Origin of the sequence: Paenibacillus tyrphae, assembly GCF_024158745.1 — a bacterium.
Lineage (GTDB): Bacteria > Bacillota > Bacilli > Paenibacillales > NBRC-103111 > Paenibacillus_G > Paenibacillus_G tyrfis_A.
This window is the reverse complement of record NZ_JAMZAW010000007.1, coordinates 216,743-237,493: the sequence shown is the minus strand read 5'-3', so window position 1 is coordinate 237,493 and position 20,751 is coordinate 216,743. Positions and strand designations below refer to the sequence as shown.

Annotated in this window: 18 protein-coding genes; 14 read left to right on the top strand and 4 right to left on the bottom strand. The window is 51.5% G+C overall.

Annotation, left to right across the window (positions count from 1 at the left end; translation table 11 throughout):
• The first annotated feature begins 191 nt into the window (after nt 1-191).
• Nucleotides 192-458: a YokU family protein gene (locus tag NI000_RS12750; RefSeq protein ID WP_010496576.1), complete on the top strand. Its 267-nt coding sequence runs from the start codon at nt 192-194 to the stop codon at nt 456-458.
• A gap of 302 nt (nt 459-760) precedes the next feature.
• Here NI000_RS12750 and kamA read toward each other — a convergent pair whose 3' ends face one another.
• Nucleotides 761-2,182, bottom strand: a complete 1,422-nt coding sequence (gene kamA / locus NI000_RS12745) for a lysine 2,3-aminomutase (RefSeq protein ID WP_253411158.1) — start codon at nt 2,180-2,182, stop codon at nt 761-763.
• 448 nt (nt 2,183-2,630) lie between these two features.
• On the opposite strand from kamA, the gene NI000_RS12740 reads away from it, so the two are divergent.
• From NI000_RS12740 to NI000_RS12680, 13 genes are all read left to right on the top strand, one after another.
• Nucleotides 2,631-3,257, top strand: coding sequence for a response regulator transcription factor (locus NI000_RS12740; protein ID WP_253411036.1), 627 nt, complete (start codon nt 2,631-2,633; stop codon nt 3,255-3,257).
• Between the two features lie 153 nt (nt 3,258-3,410).
• Nucleotides 3,411-3,584 (top strand): gallidermin/nisin family lantibiotic, encoded by a 174-nt coding sequence (locus tag NI000_RS12735; RefSeq protein ID WP_253411034.1) that lies wholly within the window; start codon nt 3,411-3,413, stop codon nt 3,582-3,584.
• A 104-nt stretch (nt 3,585-3,688) separates the two neighbouring features.
• Nucleotides 3,689-6,862 (top strand): lantibiotic dehydratase, encoded by a 3,174-nt coding sequence (locus NI000_RS12730; protein ID WP_253411032.1) that lies wholly within the window; start codon nt 3,689-3,691, stop codon nt 6,860-6,862.
• A gap of 40 nt (nt 6,863-6,902) precedes the next feature.
• Nucleotides 6,903-8,777, top strand: coding sequence for an ABC transporter ATP-binding protein (locus tag NI000_RS12725; RefSeq protein WP_253411030.1), 1,875 nt, complete (start codon nt 6,903-6,905; stop codon nt 8,775-8,777).
• 14 nt (nt 8,778-8,791) lie between these two features.
• The gene (locus tag NI000_RS12720) at nt 8,792-10,135 is read left to right on the top strand and encodes a lanthionine synthetase C family protein (RefSeq protein WP_253411029.1); all 1,344 of its coding nucleotides are present in this window, start codon (nt 8,792-8,794) and stop codon (nt 10,133-10,135) included.
• A 151-nt stretch (nt 10,136-10,286) separates the two neighbouring features.
• A complete protein-coding gene (locus NI000_RS12715) occupies nt 10,287-11,018 on the top strand; it encodes a lantibiotic protection ABC transporter ATP-binding subunit (RefSeq protein ID WP_253411027.1) in 732 nt (243 codons plus the stop codon).
• The gene (locus NI000_RS12710; protein ID WP_253411025.1) at nt 11,018-11,767 is read left to right on the top strand and encodes a lantibiotic immunity ABC transporter MutE/EpiE family permease subunit; all 750 of its coding nucleotides are present in this window, start codon (nt 11,018-11,020) and stop codon (nt 11,765-11,767) included. Before NI000_RS12715 ends, NI000_RS12710 begins: the two co-directional genes overlap by 1 nt.
• Nucleotides 11,768-11,770: 3 nt before the next feature.
• Nucleotides 11,771-12,535 carry an ABC transporter permease gene (locus NI000_RS12705; RefSeq protein WP_253411023.1) on the top strand — a complete coding sequence of 255 codons (765 nt, stop codon included), beginning with the start codon at nt 11,771-11,773 and terminating at the stop codon, nt 12,533-12,535.
• Nucleotides 12,536-12,547: 12 nt separating this feature from the next.
• Entirely contained in the window at nt 12,548-13,486 is a 939-nt protein-coding gene (locus tag NI000_RS12700; protein ID WP_253411021.1) for an ABC transporter ATP-binding protein, read from the top strand.
• Between the two features lie 30 nt (nt 13,487-13,516).
• Entirely contained in the window at nt 13,517-14,251 is a 735-nt protein-coding gene (locus tag NI000_RS12695; protein ID WP_253411019.1) for an ABC transporter permease, read from the top strand.
• Entirely contained in the window at nt 14,238-14,411 is a 174-nt protein-coding gene (locus tag NI000_RS12690) for a hypothetical protein (protein ID WP_253411017.1), read from the top strand. Before NI000_RS12695 ends, NI000_RS12690 begins: the two co-directional genes overlap by 14 nt.
• 2 nt (nt 14,412-14,413) lie before the next feature.
• Complete coding sequence (locus NI000_RS12685) at nt 14,414-15,133, top strand: response regulator transcription factor (RefSeq protein WP_253411015.1); 720 nt, start codon at nt 14,414-14,416, stop codon at nt 15,131-15,133.
• Nucleotides 15,130-16,068, top strand: a complete 939-nt coding sequence (locus NI000_RS12680) for a sensor histidine kinase (RefSeq protein WP_253411013.1) — start codon at nt 15,130-15,132, stop codon at nt 16,066-16,068. Before NI000_RS12685 ends, NI000_RS12680 begins: the two co-directional genes overlap by 4 nt.
• Nucleotides 16,069-16,170: 102 nt before the next feature.
• Here the strand turns inward: NI000_RS12680 and NI000_RS12675 are convergent, their stop codons facing one another.
• From NI000_RS12675 to NI000_RS12665, 3 genes are all read right to left on the bottom strand, one after another.
• Nucleotides 16,171-17,616, bottom strand: a complete 1,446-nt coding sequence (locus tag NI000_RS12675; protein WP_253411011.1) for a sigma-54 interaction domain-containing protein — start codon at nt 17,614-17,616, stop codon at nt 16,171-16,173.
• 234 nt (nt 17,617-17,850) lie between these two features.
• Nucleotides 17,851-20,469, bottom strand: a complete 2,619-nt coding sequence (locus NI000_RS12670; RefSeq protein WP_253411009.1) for a tyrosinase family protein — start codon at nt 20,467-20,469, stop codon at nt 17,851-17,853.
• A gap of 26 nt (nt 20,470-20,495) precedes the next feature.
• Nucleotides 20,496-20,711 carry a hypothetical protein gene (locus NI000_RS12665; RefSeq protein WP_025848529.1) on the bottom strand — a complete coding sequence of 72 codons (216 nt, stop codon included), beginning with the start codon at nt 20,709-20,711 and terminating at the stop codon, nt 20,496-20,498.
• Between the last annotated feature and the right edge of the window lie 40 nt (nt 20,712-20,751).

Below are 20,751 nucleotides of genomic sequence, written 5' to 3'. Positions count from 1 at the left end.
TCGCGTTCATTCTCCCGGCGGACAAAAAGTTTTGCTGCAAAACGATGGCAAAGTGCAAAAGATTTTGCGGCGTTGTATGATTTCCACCCGGCCTATAAGGTTACTTCGTTCTCATCCTAAGTTGGCATCAACTTTGCTTATATACCATATGGTAAAAATAATGACAACCTGGAGAGGGGAGAGAACGAACGATGAAATGTATGTGGTGCGATGCGGAACCGATCCGCGAGAGCGTAAAAGATTGCTATTGGGTGGCGCCGGATGGGAAAACGGCGGTGCAGATTCTGGAAGCTCCGGCGCTGGATTGTCCTAATTGCGGACAATACGTGACCGAAAGCATGTCGCAGCGGATCGAAGAGGCGCTTTATTTGAACGATTTCTCTGCGCTGGGAAGCAAGTTTCGTTACGAAGAGCTGATGAACGCGCCGCGAATTAACAAATTTTCGAGCAAGGGTTGACCCGGGGGGCATTCGCTGCCCGCGCAGCCCGAATAAAGCCCTCGACGGTCCCTATGGGGATCCGCGAGGGCTGATTCGCTTGCCCGGACGTTTTGCGCCAGAGGGCGATCACCCGCCGTACTACAACAAAACGCGTTCCGGGAGGGTGGTGCGTGGAAGAACTCCGGAGGCCTTGATGAAAAATAACGACCGGTGCAACATCCTCACCACACAGCCCTTCCGCGCGCCAAAATCCTTGCACAGCCCCAACCTACCAAGCACCTCAAGGGGGAGTCTCCAAAACTCCCCCTATCGCCAACGCCTCACGCTTCCGCGCTCGAAGCATCCTCCTTCTGCTTCACCGCTTTGATCAGCTTCTCCTTCATTTCATCCCGCTTTTGCCGGCGGTCTTTCAGCGAGGTATGCTCGGAAGCTTCCTCGTACGATTTTCTGCGGCCGATACGGTGCAAGTTTTCCGGCACCAGGTTGAATTTTTCGTCCTTCATGAGGGCGATAATGCCGGTGCTTGCCGGTGCTTGCTGGATGCCGTAAATTTCGTTGAAGTATTCGTCGGCGCGGCCCGGGACATAATTTTTCGGCTCAGGGTATCCGACGATAACGCCTTCATAGTTGCGCAGGATGACTTTGTCCTGGCTTTGCGAGATCAGATAGTTCGGCTGCAGCGAGATTTTTCCGCCGCCTCCGGGGGCGTCGACGACGAAGGTCGGGACGGCATAACCGGAAGTATGGCCGCGCAGCGCCTCGATAATCTCCAGTCCTTTGGACACGGGCGCGCGGAAATGACCGATGCCTTCGGATAAATCGCATTGGTAAATATAGTAGGGGCGGACGCGGATTTTGACCAGCTCGTGCATGAGCTTTTTCATAATATGTGTGCTGTCGTTAATGCCCGCCAGAATGACCGCCTGATTCCCCAGCGGAACGCCCGCGTTGGCCAGCATTTCGCAAGCCTGCTTTGCCTCGGCCGTAATTTCCAGAGGATGATTGAAATGCGTGTTCAGCCATACCGGATGATACTTTTTCAGAATGTTGCACAGGTTTTCCGTGATGCGCTGCGGGAAGACGACCGGAGCCCGCGTGCCGATCCGGATAATCTCGACGTGGGGGATCGCCCGCAAATTTTTCAATATATATTCTACAATGTTGTCGTTGATGAGCAAGCCGTCGCCCCCGGACAGGAGCACGTCGCGGACTTCCGGCGTGCGGCGGATGTAGTCGATGGCATCGTCCAGCTGCTTCTTCGGCACTCCCATGCCCACTTGGCCCGAGAAGCGGCGGCGCGTACAGTAACGGCAGTACATCGAGCATTGGTTCGTCACCAAAAACAGCACCCGGTCCGGGTAACGGTGAGTTAAGCCCGGCGTCGGGGAATCTTCGTCCTCGTGGAGCGGGTCCTCCAGATCGTATTTCGTCTTCAGCAGCTCCGCGGAGATCGGAACCGACTGCATGCGGATCGGGCAGCGGGGATCGTCCGGGTGCATAAGGGAAGCGTAATACGGCGTTATATTCAATGGAATCGTTTGCGTCGAAATGCGTACGCCTTCCTCTTCCTCGGGCGTTAAGTTCACGACCTGCTTCAACTCGTCTAAGGTGCGGATCGTGTGCGTCAACTGCCACAGCCAATCGTTCCACTGTTCCTCCGTCACGTCTTTCCACAGTTCGACGTCTTTCCAGTGCCTTTTGCTGCTGAGAGGGGGAACGTTTGTTTTGCTTTGCGGATCCATCATCGGTACGCTCATCGCGAGCACCTCCATCAATCGTTTTCGCTAATTTAATAAGCAAAAACCGTGCCAAAATCGGATGAAATCGTTGGGGAAAAAGTGATGTATTTGAATTATTTTAAATATATTAAGCTGTGTAATTTATTATAAATATTGTATAATAATACCATATATTAACTCGCACACGAATAAGTAGGCTGATAGACCAGAGGAGAAATGGTGAGAGCGGATGGGGGGGATGAACCGCCGGGCCGGCTGTAAGATTCGTCAACGAAGGTTGATGCAATGAGGCTGGAGCACACCGGATACGCGCTTGCTTTTACCGCGAAGCGTTCTCGAATGGTTGGGTGCCGTCGAACCTAGGTTACCTTTTTGTTTGGCCGTGTTTTAAGAGGAATTTGCACCGGAGGCTGGTCCCGGCATACCAATTACTTAAAGGAGCAGGCAAACCATGAAAAATGTAACCGTTTTAATCGTAGGGTTCAGAGAAATCGTTTTATTGGGGTTGACGACGTATCTTAACAATCAGCGCGACCTTTGCATCTTTAGCGAAAAGTATGAATCGGAGAACAAAACTTTTGAATTAATTCAATCCCTTCGACCGGACGTTTTAATTTTTGAGTTGAATCTGGAGCAAGAAAAGGTGTTGTCGGTTATTGAAAGGATGTGCAAAGCTTTTGTGAACCTAAAGATCATGATTTACTCCGCTTATGAGAGCTTTTTTTTAGAAGATAAGATTCTTTTAGCGGGGGCGGACGCTTTTTTAACCCGGGATACAACGATGCATGAAATCTATGAATCGATCTTGATGGTCAGCAGAAAGTTTAAAATTTCCAATTGCAAAAAAGTCGAGAACAACTGCCTGTCCCCCCAAGAAGAAAAGGTTCTTGAATTTATAGCCTTGGGGCTTACGAACAAAGAAATCTCCAACCAACTTCAAATTAGCGAGCGAACGGTTTCTTATTACGTAAGCAATATCTTGATCAAGCTGGACGCGCAGAGCAGAGTCGGAGCGGCTTTGAAGGGCGTTTTAAAAGGCTATGTCAAAAATGAGATCGTTGAGCTGATCCTGAAATAAGGAGCTTGCCAACGCAATCCGCCAAATTGCAGAAATACGCAAATTTGTTTTGCTATATTTTACGTTATATCCCAATAATGGAAATGATAAGATTGTAATCGCAACGGAGATGGTTAACCTTCACAATCAAAGTAGAGAAAGGAGGTACCGCAAATGACAGACAAAAATCAAAATATTTTTGAATTGGATGTACAAGTATTGAAAGGGCAATCATCCGTCGAACCTCAAATCACAAGCGTCGCTCTTTGCACGCCGGGCTGCAATCCGACAGCTACGCTGTGTACAAGCTGCGCGTTTAACTGCACCTACAAATCGCCTTGCAAGTAATTAAGCCGGTTATGCAAAAGAAGAGAAGTAGTTTTCTGCTTCTCTTCTTTCCTAATGAGCAAGTGACTTGGTTCGGTATATTCCTACGATAAGGACGGATGTATATGGCTAAACTGCTCGCGGATCCATCCCCTACCCGGTTCGGTTCATTATTCACGACCCTTCCCTTTTTCATGATACGCATGCCATTATTGCCGCTGGAGTCGTTTCGGACGATTCGCGAAGGGGATTTTTACATAGATTCGTTGCAGCGGTTGCTTGACACCGATTATGTACAAGAAGCGATCGCTGTAGCCAGCCCAAGCTTATATGAAGCGCTTCCGCATTTGGAGCGGCGGACGGATGAAAGGAAGACAAAACAGGCGGCCTCAAGCGCCTTGAAATATATTTCGCGTATGTCGACGCGTCCGACCCCATTCGGTCTATTTGCGGGCGTAGCCGTCGGTGGTTTTGCCGATACGACCGATGTCCGTTTGAATCCCACCGAATATTATCGGAAGCGTACAAGACCGGATATGGAATGGCTGCTGCAGGTGGTGCATCGATTGGAGCAGCGCCCGGAGATCGTCAGACAGCTTCGGGTGACAAGAAATGATGCCGTTCAATATACCGGCGGAAGACTGGAATTGCTGTACCCGACAATGGCGGGACAGGCTAAACAGGCCGAAAGCGGACAGGATAACAAGATATCCGTCCGGGCGACTCCCCCGGCGGTGTACGCGCTGGAACTTGCGGATCAACCCGTGAAATTCGAAGAGTTGATCCGCAAATTGGCGTTTCGATATGGAAATGAAGGCACGGACGAGCAGGTGATTGCCGATTTTTTATGGACTTTGTTTACCAAGGAATTTTTAATCAGCGAACTTCGGCCTCCGTTGACGGGAGGTTCTCCTCTGGACTATGCGATTGGGAGACTTGAACTTATACAAGGTGCGGATGAAGAGAAGGGGCTGTTGTCCCATGTGCGAACCCTGATTCAAGAATACGACGCCTGTCCTTTAGGGGAAGGAACGGTGCTATACAGGGATTTCACGAAGCTCATGCGACAGCACGGAGAGACCGCGTCGGTCGTTCAAGTCGATTTGGCGCTCTCTTCGCAGAAGATTGAGCTTAACCGCTCGATCGGTGAAGAAGCGGCGCGAGTCGGTGAAATTTTGTGGCGACTTTCCCAGTCCCAGCGCGGTTTTGCCCATTTAAAGGAATACCATACCCGTTTCTTGGAGAAGTACGGGGATTGCTGCGACGTGCCTATAATGGAATTGTTGAACGAGGAGACGGGGCTCGGCGTTCCGGCTTCCTATCTGGTTTCGCCATTCAGCAGGAAAGAGGAAAGTTCCGAAAAAACAAAGCGGGCTATCGAATGGGAACGTCTGACGATGGAGAAACTCGCCGGCGCCCTGCTCCAGCGTCAAATGGAAATTGAATTGACGGACGAGCTTATTGAACGGTTGACGGATAGGGATCAAGGCGAGGACGAGGCTCCCGATTCGATCGAGGTATATCTGGAAGTCATTGCTTCGTCGCCGGAAGCGATCGACAAGGGAGATTACATGCTGGCGCTGGGGCCGAATCCGGGATCTCTTGAGGCCGGCTCGACCTTCGGAAGGTTTCTCGATATGTTTGACGACGAAACCCGGAACAAGGTACAGCAAATTCGAAGCCGTCAACAACAATCCCGGCCCGGTGCGATTTTTGTCGAGGCTTCCTATATTCCGCAATATGGGAGAACGGCCAATGTAATGCTTGCGCCGAATTTGCGCGATTTTGAAATTTCGATCGGAACGAATAGCGCCGCAGGAAAAATTCCCTTGAGGTTGGATGACATTCTTGTCAGCGCCACATCGGAGAGGTTGTATCTCAAATCGGCCTCCATGGGCAAAGAAGTGGTTGTAACCGCCGGACATATGCTTAATTTTCAACAATCTCCGCCGGTCTACCGGTTTATGCGCGAGCTCTCCTTTGAAGGTGTTCGAACCTGGCAGCCGTTCGAATGGGGGAGGCTGGAGCAGTTTGTTTTTTTACCTCGCGTGCGCTACGGCCGGACCATACTGTCTCCTGCCAAATGGAATTTGTATCCGCATAACGTTTCATCTGCCGGCAAGATGGGGATCGACGGCGAGTGGCATGAACGATTCGCCGCTTGGAAGAACGAATGGATGGTTCCGCGATACGTTTATATGGTGTATACGGATCATCGCATTTTGCTGGATTTGGAGAACAAAGAATTTATTGATGAAGTGAGAAAAGAACTTCTGGCGAACCAGCACGTCGTCTTTCACGAAATGACCGGCTCGTTCGAAGAGCGGTGGGTATCCGGAACCGGGGGCCGTTATAACATGGAATGTGTGGTTCAGCTCGAGAAACGGCAAGACTCCTCCCGTTCCGTTCCGATCTCCCCGATCGTCAAAACGTGTTCCAAGGAAGAGATGGTGAAGCTTCCGGGAAGCGACTGGTTATTCGTAAAACTGTACGGCGGAGAGGACCGTCAGGACGAATTCATTACGGGCGCTATTGTTGAATTTGCCGAGTCGGCCTTGCAGAACGAAGCTGTTGATTCCTGGTTTTACATGAGGTATAAGGACCCTGCTCCTCATATCCGGCTTCGGTTTCACGGACAACCAAACGTATTGCTCGGGAAATTATTGCCCTCGCTGCACGATTGGGCCAACGCTTGCATGAAAGAAGGACTGATCCAGAAGCTGTCGATTGATACGTATGAAAGAGAAGTAGGGCGTTATGGAGGACTGGCCTGTATCTCCGATGCGGAGCGGGTATTTTTTGGTGACAGCAGGGCCGCCGCGGCTTTGATTCGTTTGCTGCGTTATACGTCAAACGAGTGGCCGAATTATGTGGTTGCAGCCGCAAGCGCAATCCAGATCATGAGTGAGTTCGGGTTGAACTATTCCGAGCAGTTGGATGTACTGAACAGAATGATCGATAAAAACGATTATCGGGACGATTACCGGCCTTGGCGGCGGGAGATGATAAGCGTTCTCGGTTCCGATCAGTGGCAGGAATTGAGAAAACGGCCCGGCGGGGAGACGATCCTGCAATCGTTCGAACACCGATCCGCCGCTTTACGCGCCTACGGGGAACGGGTTGCGGAGGAGAAACGGAACCGAAGGTTGTGGAACGAAACGCCGAATATCATTTCCAGCCTGATGCACATGCATTGTAACCGATTGTTGGGGATTAATCAGGATCTGGAAAAAAAATCGCTGGCTTTTGCCGGCCATGCGCTGGATAGCCTTCTTCAATATTGGAAGCATGTGAAATAAGTGATTTGGCGCTTTGCGGGATGACAAAGGGGGAGACATAATGTCAGACAATCGGACCGAAAATATGGATATGATCAGCGTTCCTAACGTCATTCGCTCTTTTGGCTATTGGCCCCGCGTGTTTAAATTGCTTTGGAAGGCTTCCCCGGGTTATCTTCTCGCCATTACGTCGCTAAATTTAATACAAGGCTTTTTGCCGGCGCTATCGATCGGAGCAACCCAGCAATTAATCAACAGTATTACGTCAAGCTGGGATGAGATGATGAGCTCTTTTCTTTTTTTTATCAGCGTGATGTTGTGTACGCTGCTGTCCTCCTCATTGCAAAGTTACGTGGAGACGCTATTCCAAGGAAAGCTCTCCAACTCGATAAACATCATGGTTATGGAAAAAGCAGCCAGCCTTACGATGTCTGATTTTGAAAACGCCAAGGTTCAGGATCAATTGAAGCGAGTCCAGAACGATTCCGGGCATCTTCCCTTTCAGATTACCAAGCAGATTTTCGGTATCGTCAGCAATCTGGTTTCTTTGGTCGCCGTTTCGACGATTTTAGTGGTGTGGAAATGGTGGGTGGCGCTGCTGCTTTTCCTCATTCCGCTGGTTTCGTTTATCTTCTTTTTACGATTCGGACAACAGCAATTTGCGGTCAACTGGAAGCGGGCGGATCGATCCCGGACGGCCTGGTATTTAAGCTATTTGCTGACCCGGGAAAGCTCCTTTAAAGAGGTAAAGCTTTATAATTTCGCAAGCCATTTGATTGCAAAATACAGAGAAATCGTGGAAGGCTTTTTGCGCGAAGACAGACGGCTGGCTGGCAAGCAGGCAGGACTCACGTTCACTTTTCAATTCATTGATTTAGGAATGTTTTCGCTGACCCTATTTTTGGCGTTCTGGTCCGCATTTCAGCGGCAAATTCAGCTTGGGAATGTGGTTGGCATTATTCAGGCCATTACCCAGATCCAGAGCAAATCACAAAGTATGATCCAACAAGTGCTCGGTTTGTGCCAAAGCAATCTATACATGGAACAATTGTTTGCTTTCCTGGATATTCGTGCAGGGAGGACGGAAAGGCGGGACAATCATGCTCCTGCCCGGGATGAAAATAACGACAGGCCGCATCTTCGGATCGAAAGGATCGAATTCAAGGATGTATCTTTCAGCTATCCGGAGCAAAATCAGGCTGTGCTGCGGCAGATCGGCTTTACCTTGGAGCGGGGAGAATCGATGGCGATTGTCGGGCACAACGGATCGGGAAAATCTACGCTGATCAAGCTGTTGATGCAGTTGTACACGGCCGGGGAGGGTCAAATTCTGGTCAATGGCCTTCCTGTGCAAGCCTACGACCTTTCTGCGTATCAGGAGCGAATCGGGGCCGTCTTCCAAGATTTCGTGCAATATGAAATGCCGCTTCGCCATAACGTCGGATATGGAAACATTGAAGAAATCGATAATGAGCGGAAATTATGGCAGGCTTCCTCGGCTGCGGGCATCGACGCTTTCATCGACAAGCTGCCCAAGCGCTTCGATACCCAGCTCGGCCGTTGGTTTGAGGAAGGCTATCAATTGTCAGGCGGACAATGGCAGCGGGTTGCCATCGCCAGAGCGTTTATGAGAGACGCCGATGTTTACATTCTCGATGAACCCAGTTCATTTCTGGATCCGCAGGCCGAGCGCGAAGTGTTCGAAAGGTTCCGCGAGCTGGTCAAGGGCCGCATCGGTATCTTTATCTCTCACCGATTATCCTCCGTCGCATTCGCGGACAAGATTATGGTTCTCCATCAGGGGGAAGTCGTTGAGATAGGTACGCATCACGAGCTTATGAACAATAACGGAACATATGCCAAGCTTTATCGTATTCAAGCGGATACTTATATTCGTCAGGCAGCGGGGCAGCGGGGTTATACCAATATCGTATAAAGGCGGGATCGCACATGGAAGCTGCGAAGGATTGGATAAGTATAACGGCGAAGAGCGAATTGGCCGCAAGCTTGAGCCTGGAACTGGCAAACCGGTTGAAAGACCCGGCCCGGGTCAAACAAATTGTGACCGCCCCCGGCAACATTTCCATGCTGGGAGGCCACCCGTGGGACGATGTCGCCTTGGCGGCCGGTTATCCCGGGACTATCCTACTTTTTACGGAATGGGACCGCCTAGCCCCAGACGAGGACTGGGATCTCGTTGCCCACAGTCATTTATTGGCGCTGCAGGAAGGCTTGAGGCAACAGGGCTGCCCGAATATATCCATGTTTTGCGGACTCGCGGGTGCGGCGTTCGCCGTTATGTCCGCATCGCGGAAGGGTACGCGGTATACGGGATTTATGGCGGAGCTGAATGAACGGATCGCGGACGGGGCATTGGATATGGTCCAAGACTTCAAACAATCTTCAGACACGGAGCGGGGGGTTTCGCCTACATTTTACGATGTCATTATGGGCTTGACGGGAACGGGCCGCTATTTGCTTGAATGGAAACATGACGACAAGGCCGCTTCCGCTCTATCGGCGATATTGGAGTATCTGGTCGAGTTGACTTATCCGATAGAGGTAAACGGTTACACCGTTCCCGGATGGTATGTTCCGCAAAAATACCAGTTTACGGACCAAGACAAAATGAACTTTCCTAACGGATCGTTTAATTGCGGATTAGCTCACGGCATTCCGGGCCCGCTTGCTTTCATGAGTCTCGCGCTTCAAAAAGGCGTAGCGGTTAAGGGGCAAAGAACGGCGATGCGGCGTATCGCGCAATGGCTGATTGATCACGCGGCGATGGGAGAGCACGGATATTTCTGGCCCAGCGTGATTTCCTTCGAGCAGGAAACGGCTCAAGAAGGGGAGCTGCAGCGGACGAGAGACGCATGGTGTTACGGGAGCGCCGGCGTTGCCCGTTCTTTATTTCTGGCCGGCAGGGCCCTTGGCGACGAGATGCTTTGCCGCTGGGGGGTGCGCGGGTTCGATTCCATCTTCGCCCGGCCGGAAGAGCAATGGAGGTTGGACGGCCCTACGTTTTGCCACGGTCATTGCGGATTAATGCAGATGACATTAAGAATGGCCCAGGATACCGGGGAGGAGCGATTTAAGGGTTACGTTGATCGGCTTTTGGATATTGTGCTCCGGTACTATGAACCGGATTCGCCTTTGGGGTTCCGGGATCTGGAAATCACTCAAGGGATCGAAAAAGCCGGCTTGCTGGACGGAACGCCGGGCGTCGCTCTGGCTCTGTTATCGTTGTCGCTACATACGGAACCGACATGGGATTATCCTTTTTTAATCGCCTAGCGCCGAAGAACCGTCCGGACAATCCGGCCGGTTTTTAATTTTGCATCCGTTTTGAAAAGGTAAGACTTTTGTAAGCATTTCTTTAATGGTCTGTAAGACGGCTCGCTTATCATAAATTCATCGAATAAGAAAATAAGGAGGAAACATCGTAATGCGGTATATCGTGAAAACTGAAGGCCTGACCAAGCGGTTTGGCAGGCAGCATGCCGTCCGGGATGTCAGTTTAGAAATATCGGAGGGATGCGTATATGGACTGCTTGGCCCGAATGGAGCCGGGAAGACGACGGTTCTGAAAATGCTGGTCGGTCTTCTGCGTCCGACCTTAGGGAAAATCGAACTATTCGGCGAGCCTTGGCAACGAAAACAATTGGCCCGCGTCGGAACATTGATTGAGACGCCGGGACTTTACAATCATTTAACCGGCAGGGAAAATCTTCAGGTTCATCAGCGCTTGCTGAGGCTGCCGGAGCAGCGGATTGACGAAGTTCTTCGGATCGTCGGACTGAGCGAGGTGAGTCCCCGGAAAAAAACGGCCGCCTACTCGCTTGGTATGAAGCAGCGGCTTGGCATTGCGATTGCTCTGCTTAATCAGCCGAAGCTGCTTATTCTCGACGAGCCGACCAACGGATTGGACCCGATGGGTATCCGCGAAATGCGCTCCCTGATTCATTCGTTTACCGAACAGGGAATCACCGTTATTCTCTCCAGCCATATCCTAAGCGAAGTCGAGCAAATCGTACAGGAAGTGGGGATCATCAATCGAGGACAGCTTCAATACCAAGGCACGCTTCAAGATTTGAAGAAACAGGGCAACGAAAAAGATGATCTTGAATCGTTGTTTATGCGGTATATCGAAGAAAGCGGAGAAGGGAGAGTCGGCTGATGGCGTACTATGATTCGGAATGGCTTAAATACCGCAGAACCTTAACGCCGTGGCTCGTCGTCTGCGGCCCGTTGGCTTTTGCTTTGGCCCAGATGGTGTTTAATATGATCAGTCCCCTTGAAAATACGTGGGAGCATATCTTGATGAATGTGCATAATTGGTGGGCGATTATCGGCTTTCCGTTTGGCGTCGTCCTACTGACTGCGCTTGCCGTGTTTTATGAAAGGCGTTCCGGAGCATTAAAGGTGCTGAATGCGTATCCTCTGCAGCCGGGAATGCAGTATGCCGCCAAATTTGCGGTTACTTCCGTTCATGTTCTCATCGCCAGTTTAATATTTGTCGTATTGGTATTTGGCTTGAACTTTTGGGCGGCGTCCGGGTCTGTTCCCTGGGACAGCTTGCTTACCGGTTTTCTGTGCGCCTGGCTCGCGGGATTGGCGCAAATCGCGATCATGCTGTGGATTGCTCACGGTTTCGGCTTTGGATGGACTGTCATCATCGGCTTAATTGGCACCGTTTCGGGAATTGTCATGTCCGAGCAGCCATATTGGATCATGAATCCGTGGTCTTGGCCGATTCGCTCTTTAATTCCGCTTTTCAAATTTCATACGAACGGTTTGCCGCTGGAGGCCGATAGTCCGCTTCAAGATCCGTCCCTTATCTTAATCCCCATTGTCCTGGGGATCGTTTCGGCAGGAATTGTGACCGGCTTCGGCATGCTATGGTATAACAGGCGGGAGGTCCGTTAACCGATGTTCGCGAGCGTTTGTTCGGAGTGGATCAAATATCGGCGAACGGCCATTCCGTGGATTGCGTTTTTGGCTCCTCTGGCGTTTACGGGGATCGTTTCGCTCTATGCTTATCCGCATCATTGGGAGAAAACCGCCGATACGCTGGTTCAGGGCATGATGGATCATGCCGCACAGCTCTGGTACGGCATTTGGTTTCCGCTGGCTTGGGGACTTCTTACCGGGTTATCTGCCCAATTTGAAGCTGCTTCCGGTGACTGGCTTGCCTTGCGCGTTAGAGAAGTTTCGCCTGGCAAGCTCTATGGAGCCAAAATGATTGTCCTTGCGATCTATACCGGACTCAGCACTTTATGGCTGTTCATTCTGCTTGCCGTTGCCGGAAACTTATTGGGCGTCCCCGGCGTCGAGCCGTGGTGGGCCGTAGCGGTGGCATTGCTTGCGGGCTGGATCGCTTCCCTCCCCTTATTGTTCATCTCCTTATGGCTGGCGGAAGCATTCAATTGGGCGGTTGCCGTCGGGTTTGGGACAATAGGCATACTGATTGCCTCTCTGGTTGGGGCGACGAGTCTCGGCTCCGGAATCTGGACATTTATTCCCTGGTCCTGGCCGATAAAATTTACTTATGTGAGCTATCTTTCTTTGACGCAGAGCGGGGATAATCCATTCCCGGCAGCCGTTTATTGGAACGTTCTTGTATCGGCCGTTGTCCTGAGTATGGCAATAGCGGGAATTAGTGTAAAATGGTTTAAAGATAGAGAAGTCAAATAGACGGACAGCGGAGTGAAGACGGTGACCTATGTGCTGCGAACCGCATCATTAACCAAGAAATATAAAGGCAGGAACGTGGTCAATCAAGTTAATTTGACCATTCACCGCGGAGAAATCTATGCCGTCCTGGGTAAAAGCGGCGCGGGGAAAACGACGCTGCTGCGCATGCTGATGGGGCTGGTCGACCCGACCGGCGGGGAAATCGAATGGTTCGGTCAAAAATCGCTGCGCACCAATCCCCGGCTGTACGAAAAAATCGGGATCATGACAGGAGCCTCGGGATTTGTCCCCCACTTGACCGCTGCGGAAAATCTGGACATTCACCGGATGTTGATGGGAGTACCTTCCCGGCGATACGTTGATGAGGCGCTGGATAACGTAAATCTTACTGCCGCCAGGAATACCCGCTTCGCCAAATTATCGTTCGGCATGAAGCAGCGGCTTGGCCTCGCCAGAGCGTTGTTGCATCAGCCGGAATTGATGCTGCTGGATGAGCCGTTTAACGGGCTCGATTCACAGGAGATGCAGCAAATGTGCCAATTACTCGGCAGCTTGTCCCAGAGCCGCAAGACGACGATGGTCATTGCGAGCCGTGTGGTGAGCGTCATTCAACCGATCGCGAGGCGAATTGGCGTATTGCATGAGGGGACGATGGTTGCGGAACTTGATGACGATACGCTGATGTTAAAGACGCGTCAGTATATCCGTCTGAGAGTGAACGACGACAAGAAAGCCAGTTTCCTGCTGGAACAATACATGGCTATTCACGATTACAACGTATTGCAGCCGGGACTGATTTTGATTTATGAACAAATGGAGCGCTTGCCGGACATTGCCCGTCTGCTGGTCGAACATAAGGTGGATATTCTGGAGCTGTGCCCGGTCCAAAGAAAAATGGAGGACTATATGATAGGGCTGATGAGAGAAAACGGCTCGGAACCGAATCCTTGACGATAGCGGGTCATGAAGGAGGGAAACCGCATGCTGACGCAAACCGTCACAGAACTGATGAAGTTCAAACGTTCGAAAATTGGTTGGATTGTCGCCTTTCTAGTTATAGCGGATTGCTTCTCATGCTTTTTGCAGCTCGGAGCCAAAGACCTGACTTGGGATATGTTTTTAAACGAAAGATATATGAACCTCTGGATTCGTCCTGCGCTGTTCACCTTTCTTACGGGTTACCTTTTTACAAGGGATATTGGATCGCAAAGCGCCAGTATGCTTTTTACTTACCCGTTTCACGGCAGTCAATGGTATTTCTCCAAGCTGGCAACGGCGGCCTCGATCATCGCCATGTTACTGGCTCTTTCCTTCGCGATGCGTGTATTGATTGGACTGCCGCTGCTCTCTGAACCTGCGGGCTTTGCTATACTGAGCCACCAGTTTATGCAGCTTGTTCTGACATGGCTGTTATATATCGTGCTTATTCCGCTATCCGCCTGCATTGCCTTATTGGTACGAAGCACCGTACTTTTAGCTATGGTGAGCCTTGGGATTATTATTCCCAGTTTTGTGCTGGGCGCAATGTCCAGCGAATACATGAACTTGAATCCCTGGCTGCTCCCCTATTTATATTCGCACTTTCCAAGCAACTTGCCGGATATGCCATTATGGGATAAGGGGATATTCGTGACAGGAACCGTTGCTGTATTGTCCATGTTCGCCGGTTTGTACGTGTATACGAAAAAAAACGCATATTACGATGACCGAACGTAGTGAGGCGGCGGCGAACGGCTGGCTGTCGGCCAACTTCCTTGAACTCATGACAGGCGATAGGCGTGTTGATTCATACCCTGGCAACAGGAATAATTTTACATCGAAGGCAGGGATGGAGTACCATGGAATTATCGCGAAAGATTGCCAAGAAGGTGAATGATAATGAGTTCAATTTTTATTTTGGTTGTGGAAGACGATTTGGAGATTAGCCAGCTTGTAGCAAGTGCGCTTGAGAAGGAAGGATACCGGGTAGATACGGTTCATGACGGGGAAGAGGCGTATCGCAGGTTTCTTCACGGGCATTATGATTTGGCGATTCTGGATATCATGCTGCCGGGGGTTGACGGATTGGAGCTGCTGCGCAGAATCCGTGAAACGGACAAATTTCCCGTATTGATTTTGTCGGCCAAAGATCAGGAAGTCGATAAAATCGTCGGATTGGGCCTTGGCGCGGACGATTATCTTACCAAGCCTTTTTTGCTTGGAGAACTGTTGGCTCGGGTAAAAGCCCAACTGCGCCGTCATCTTTATTTTCGGCCCGGCCACCCGGACGAAGCTCCGGTTTCCATATTAACTTACAACGGCTTGAAATTGAATTTGTGCACGATGGAGGTTAGCGTGAAGGATCGACCTGTCGCGTTGACTTCAAAGGAATTTGCGATTTTAAAATTATTGATGTCCTCGCCTAAAAGAGTATTTACGAAAACGCAAATTTTTGAGCAAATATGGGAAGACCCCTATACTTCCGAGACGGACGAAAATACGGTGATGGTTCATATCCGAAGACTTCGCACGAAGATTGAACCGGACCCTTCGCATCCCGAGTATGTTCAGACCGTATGGGGAATCGGGTATCGGCTGGGGGGGAAGGAACGCCAATGAGCGCCGTTTCGATCCTTCTTGTGTTTTTTATGGCCGCTTGCGCCGTTTTATTGGCCGCTTATATCCAATGCCTCAGGCAAATACGAAGCATCACCCAAAGGTTGATGGAGGTTCAGGCCGGATGCGAAAGCGGCCCTGTCTTTATCCGAACCCGCAGCATGGCCCTGAAGGGATTGGCCGAGCAGTTGAATCTGCTTGCGGAACGCGTAAGGACTCTAACAGATCGTATGGAACATCTGGAAGCGGTGCAGAAAAGAATCATGACCCATATCGCACACGACTTACGGACTCCGCTCACTTCGCTTTCCGGCTATGCCGAGATGTTAAAGAATGATATGGCGTGGAATGAAGCCGCGGCCAAAAACTACATTGATATTATTTTTGCGAAGTCTCAACGGTTAAGCGAATTGGTCCGTAATTTTTTCGAGTGGGCGAAATTGGAAGCGGACGATGCTCCCTTGAACTTGCAGAAGGTCGAGCTGACGGCGAAGCTGCAGGAAATCGTCGTGAATTTTGTGCAGGAGTTTGAAAAAAAAGAAACGGTTCCGATTCTGGAGTTCCCTTGTCACCGGGTTTTTGTATGGGCGGATGTATCCGGCATTGAACGAATTTTGAACAATCTCATCGCCAATTCCATTCAGCACGGCCATGACGGAAAAACGCACGGCATTAAAATGTGGGAAGAAAAGGACAAGGAGAGGATCTGGATCGAAGTGTGGGACCGTGGAAAAGGCATCGATCCTTCCGATATCCCGTTCATTTTTGAACGTCTCTATAAAGGAGGAGGTTCCTCTCTTGAAGCTTCGCGCGGAAGCGGTTTGGGTTTAAGCATAACCAAGAAATTGGTCGAGAAGCACGGGGGGGAAATTGTTGTCCGCAGCATACCTTTTGAACGAACGTCCTTCTCATTTTATTTAAAAACAGGTGAGCCTTGATTTTTCCCTATTGCAATTAAGGTCCAGCTTATAAAGTCACGGGCTCCGGGTTTGCCTTTCCCCCGGAGCCCTGTCGCGTTGGAGGGATTTCCCCTCAGAAAGCTAATAAGACTCCGGCTTCCTTGCGATCCCGTACCGGTTCAGCTTGTACTGCAAAGCCTGCCGCTTGATGCCGAGCGCTTGCGCGGCAAGGCTGATGTTGTAGCCGTGGCGCTTGAGTGCCTCGACGATCGCCTCCCGCTCCATCTGCTTCATCCGGTCGGTTAATTTCCCTGCCGGGAACGCGGTAAGGTCCGGCTTCCGCAGGGCGGGAACCGGCACGGGACAGGGAGTTTCCCTCAGATTCGCCGGCAGGTGACGATCCTCAATAATCTCCTCTTCCGGCTCGATCATATTGAAGGCGGATTCGATGGCATGCCCCAATTCGCGAACGTTGCCGGGCCAGGCATAAGCCATGAACCGCTGCATGGCGGACGGAGCCAGTCCCGTAATTTTCATGCCGAACATCGGATTGAACTTCTCGATAAAATGCTGTGCGAGCAGCGGAATGTCCTCCTGCCTGCGCAGCAGCGGCGGGAGCTGCAGGTTGACGACATTGAGCCGGAAAAAGAGGTCGTGCCGCAAAATGCCTTTGTCCAGCGCTTCCTGCGGCTCCATGTTCATCGCCGCGACGATTCTGACATTCACCTGCTGCTCCGTCGTCCCCCCGATTCGCCGCACGATGCCGTCCTGCAGCACCCGCAGCAGCTTGGCCTGAAGCAGCAGATCCAAGCTGTTGATCTCGTCCAGAAACAGTGTGCCGCCGCTGGCCTGCTCGAACAAGCCTGCACGGTCCACCGCTCCGGTGAACGCGCCTCGGGTCGTGCCGAACATGATGCCCTCCATCAGGTCGCCGGGCACGGCGGCGCAGTTCTGCGCGATGAACGGATGATTGCGGCGGACGCTCGCATTGTGCATGCCCTGGGCAAACAATTCCTTGCCCGTGCCCGTAGCCCCGCAGATGAAGACGGGGGAGCTGGTGCGGGACGCTTTTTTGGCTGTAGAAACCGCTTCCAGAAACGCCGGGCTCTCTCCGATTAAGTCGCTGAAATGATAGCGGGCCGCGCCCGTCTTTTTGCCGTCCTTTTGCTTGGCTTGGTACAACTGGTGGCGCAGATCCAGAATCTGGTCATGAAGCTGGACGATGCTCGTAATGTCCTTGGCTACCTCCAAGGCTCCCGTGAGCTGTTCGTTATCGAAGAGCGGATACGTGCGGTTGATGGTCGTAATTCGTTTGCCCGTGACGTTGACGTAGGTCTGTATTTTCTCCGGCACCTCTTGTCCGGTCTGCAGCACCTTGGCCAGTGTGCTCGTTTCGTGGGTTAAGGAAGGGTAGACGTGAAAAATATTTTTATGCAGCACCTGCTTCCGCGCAAGGCCGTCGATCTCCGCCATTTTGTCGTTATAAAAGACGGTCGTGCCTTCCCGGTTCACCAGATGGACGCCCACGTCGACCATATTTAATATTTTCTCGAAATATTGGGACCCGAATTCGTTCGGATCGGACATCAGGATCACCGCCTCAAGAAGAATCTCTCAACTAAAAAAATATGACATGTCGAATAAGAAAAGAACACCGGCCTCCTCGCGCGAATAAGGTACGGAACTATTCTACTTGATAAACACAATTTAGGCAAAAATTTCAAATGATAGAGAGGTATATCTAAAGTAACGGACAGGAAAGAACCTAACGAGAAGAGTAGTTCCCGTTAGGTTCGTCGTGCATCAGCATGGAATCCGGCCTTACTTGATCAAATCATCTGGCGCCCGATTGTGGTCATGCGAGCCGCATATGCAGGCCACACACCGCTTCAATTGTTCCCAATCTATCCCGAGGTCCCCGAGCTTCCTGTCAAACCGTTCGCTCATCACGTCCTTGGAAAACAGACACTTCAGCAGCTTGCAGAGAACGGTGTTTTCCGGAGAGGTACCGGGATCATGTGTCAGATGTCCCACCACGACGGTAAGCAATTGTTCGCGGGTAAAGGCTTGTCCATGTGACGATAAACCTGCGGCCTGAACGTAAAAACGGTAAACGCCCGACTGAAGCGCAGTGACGGATGCTTCAAACTCGCCGTGTCCCGTTTCGCTTAATGCCAACTCGCTACCGGTACCATCGGGATGAGTTATTGCGGCTTTGACTTGAGGATGGGTCTCAAGCGGCTGGCCATATTCTGTAAGCACGGCCTTCAGATGAATCTGGGCACCCGGAGTTAGGGCGCTTTGATCGACATAGGCCCGCAGGTGAAGATTGGACCGGGCGTGAACGAGCGCATGAAAGGGCAGAGCTTCCGTCTGGAAAAACCCGGATGCCGCTGTTGGATCTGTCATTGACGAAATGCCGACCTTCCATTGAAACGAGAGCAGCAAATTCCACTCTCCTTCCCAGTGTTCCTTGTCGTCAATGACAAGCGGCAGCATGATACGCATACCTGTTGACGTTTTGCCGGGCCGGAATGAATCGGCGGGAAGCTGTGACGGATCCACAACCGTGCCGTCCGGCGTTTCCAGTCCGATCACGATATAATTTGGAGCCCGGGATAGTACCGCGGCATCAAAATCAATATCCGATCGGGTGATCGTAAACGGAACACGGACAATTTGTCCGGGGATAAGCCACCCGGCCGGGTCCCGCACCATAGCGCGATTCAGGACGCCGGCAAGAATTTGAATGAAAAACTTTTGGAGCAGGAACTCGTCATCCTGAGCAACCGCCCCGGTGACAAGCATATAGCCGCCCGTGTTATTCGCAAGCGAGCGAAGAGTGTCGTTTTTGACATTGGCGGCATCCGCCATACCGACCGCATAGACCCGATCATTGATCAGGGAAGAGACTTCATGAATGTAAGGAGCCGTATTCTCAAAGCCGTCGGTAAACACAATGGTTGCTTTTATGTCGAAATCGGCGGCGCTCGGCGACGTATTAAATTCATTGGCAGCGATTTGAAGTCCCGCCCCGATCGATGTGGTTGGGTAAAGGCCAGGCGGGCCGTGATCCCTGATTTTGGTGCGGGCATTCGCACGAGCCGAAGAATTTAGCGGGCCGACGATCTGGAGATCGGTAAGCTTCTTCGCCGTATCCGCGAAAGAGACCATTGTCAGACCATTATCGTCATACAGCCGGTCTATGAAAGTATTGGCCGTCCATTTCAACACCTCAAGACGTGTCCGATTATTCCCCGCTGGGAGCAGCATACTGCCGGATTCGTCAAGAACCAAGGCGACGGCAACCCTTGGGCGGGCAACAGAGTTGGCCAAGATCGGGATGTTTTCCCAGCGCTGCACTTCGTCGCCAAACGCATTGCGGGCTACCACCGAGATCACGCCGCTATCGCTGCTGCCGGGAGCTCTGCCAGTATACATGACCCATATTCGGAGCTGGTCATTGGGAAAGGACCCGGCTGGGAACGTAAAGGGCCCGGGTGCAAAGAGCGAAAATGGCCCCGTCGGACCGCTGGTAATATGGAAGGTAACGGATTTACAGCCCGAAACGCGGAATAGAATGGCACGTTTGGTCGTATCGCCTTCCGGAACATCGTTAAAGATCACTTGCGAAGTTTCAAGAACGATATTGGTGACATCGCCGGACACGATGGCAGGCAGCCCGCGGTCGCGCGCTCTGGACTCCAGAAGATCGTCATTGGGATAGAAGTAAGATAATGCGGTGTGGTTTAGCATAGATGCAGGCGTGGCCCCGCCGATCATCGGATCGTTAAGCGGGACAAAAGCCGCATCGACTCTACGGGGGCAGCTTGTGTCGTCCAACGTATACTGCTCCGCTCCGGAATGATTGCGCTGCCAGATGGCCCACAGCCTGTCCACATTGCAATGATGCAAGTAAAATAGCGGGTCCAACGGCGACTGTCCGCCCGCCATTGTCCCTCCCGTCCAGGTATGGCCGGGAACATGGCTGCCGCACTCCATCGCGCGGTACCCGGCAAAGGTGCTCGCCTGCAATTCATCAATGACACTGTCAAGACTTGGGAGAGGCTCGCTGCTCGGCGGTGGAGTCAAGGCGCGCGTATAGCTCCAATGGTCGAAACGACCTCCCGTGTTATTGCGTCCGCCAAAAAACGATTTCCAGGGCTCCGCGTCAAGATTGCGGGAATCGGCTCGCGTCCAGTCCCAGTAGGGGAGAAAGATCCGCGCGTCCGTTTTTTTCAGCTCCCGTTCGACCACCGATAAAAAGTATCGGTGCCACGGAAGAAAAGCCGGTCCCCAATGAATTCCGTGATCGAAGTGGCTTCCATGCTCATTCGCATAGGCAGTGATCTGTCCCTTGCTATATAAATCGTTAAAGGCGGCTGCCAGCCGATCACGCTCTTCCACGGTCAGATCGATAAAATTTTTGCGGCAATACATAACAGCTCTCTCCTTTTCCGGTCGGATCAGGCGTTGCGCAAATACGCCTCAACAGCCTTAAGCAAGGTTTTTTGAGGAGGCGCGTAGGCATCGTCAAATAGATTGTAACCATCATCGTATAGGAAGAACTTCCGGCGTATTCCATCAATCCATAGTTCTTCCTTGCCGTTTCTGCGGATTTCGACGGTGTGACCATCAATGATATGGGTTTCGGTTAACGATGCTGCTTCTTGTTTCTCCATCACGTTCTCCCTTCATTGCAGTTGCTGAGGTTTAATGCCA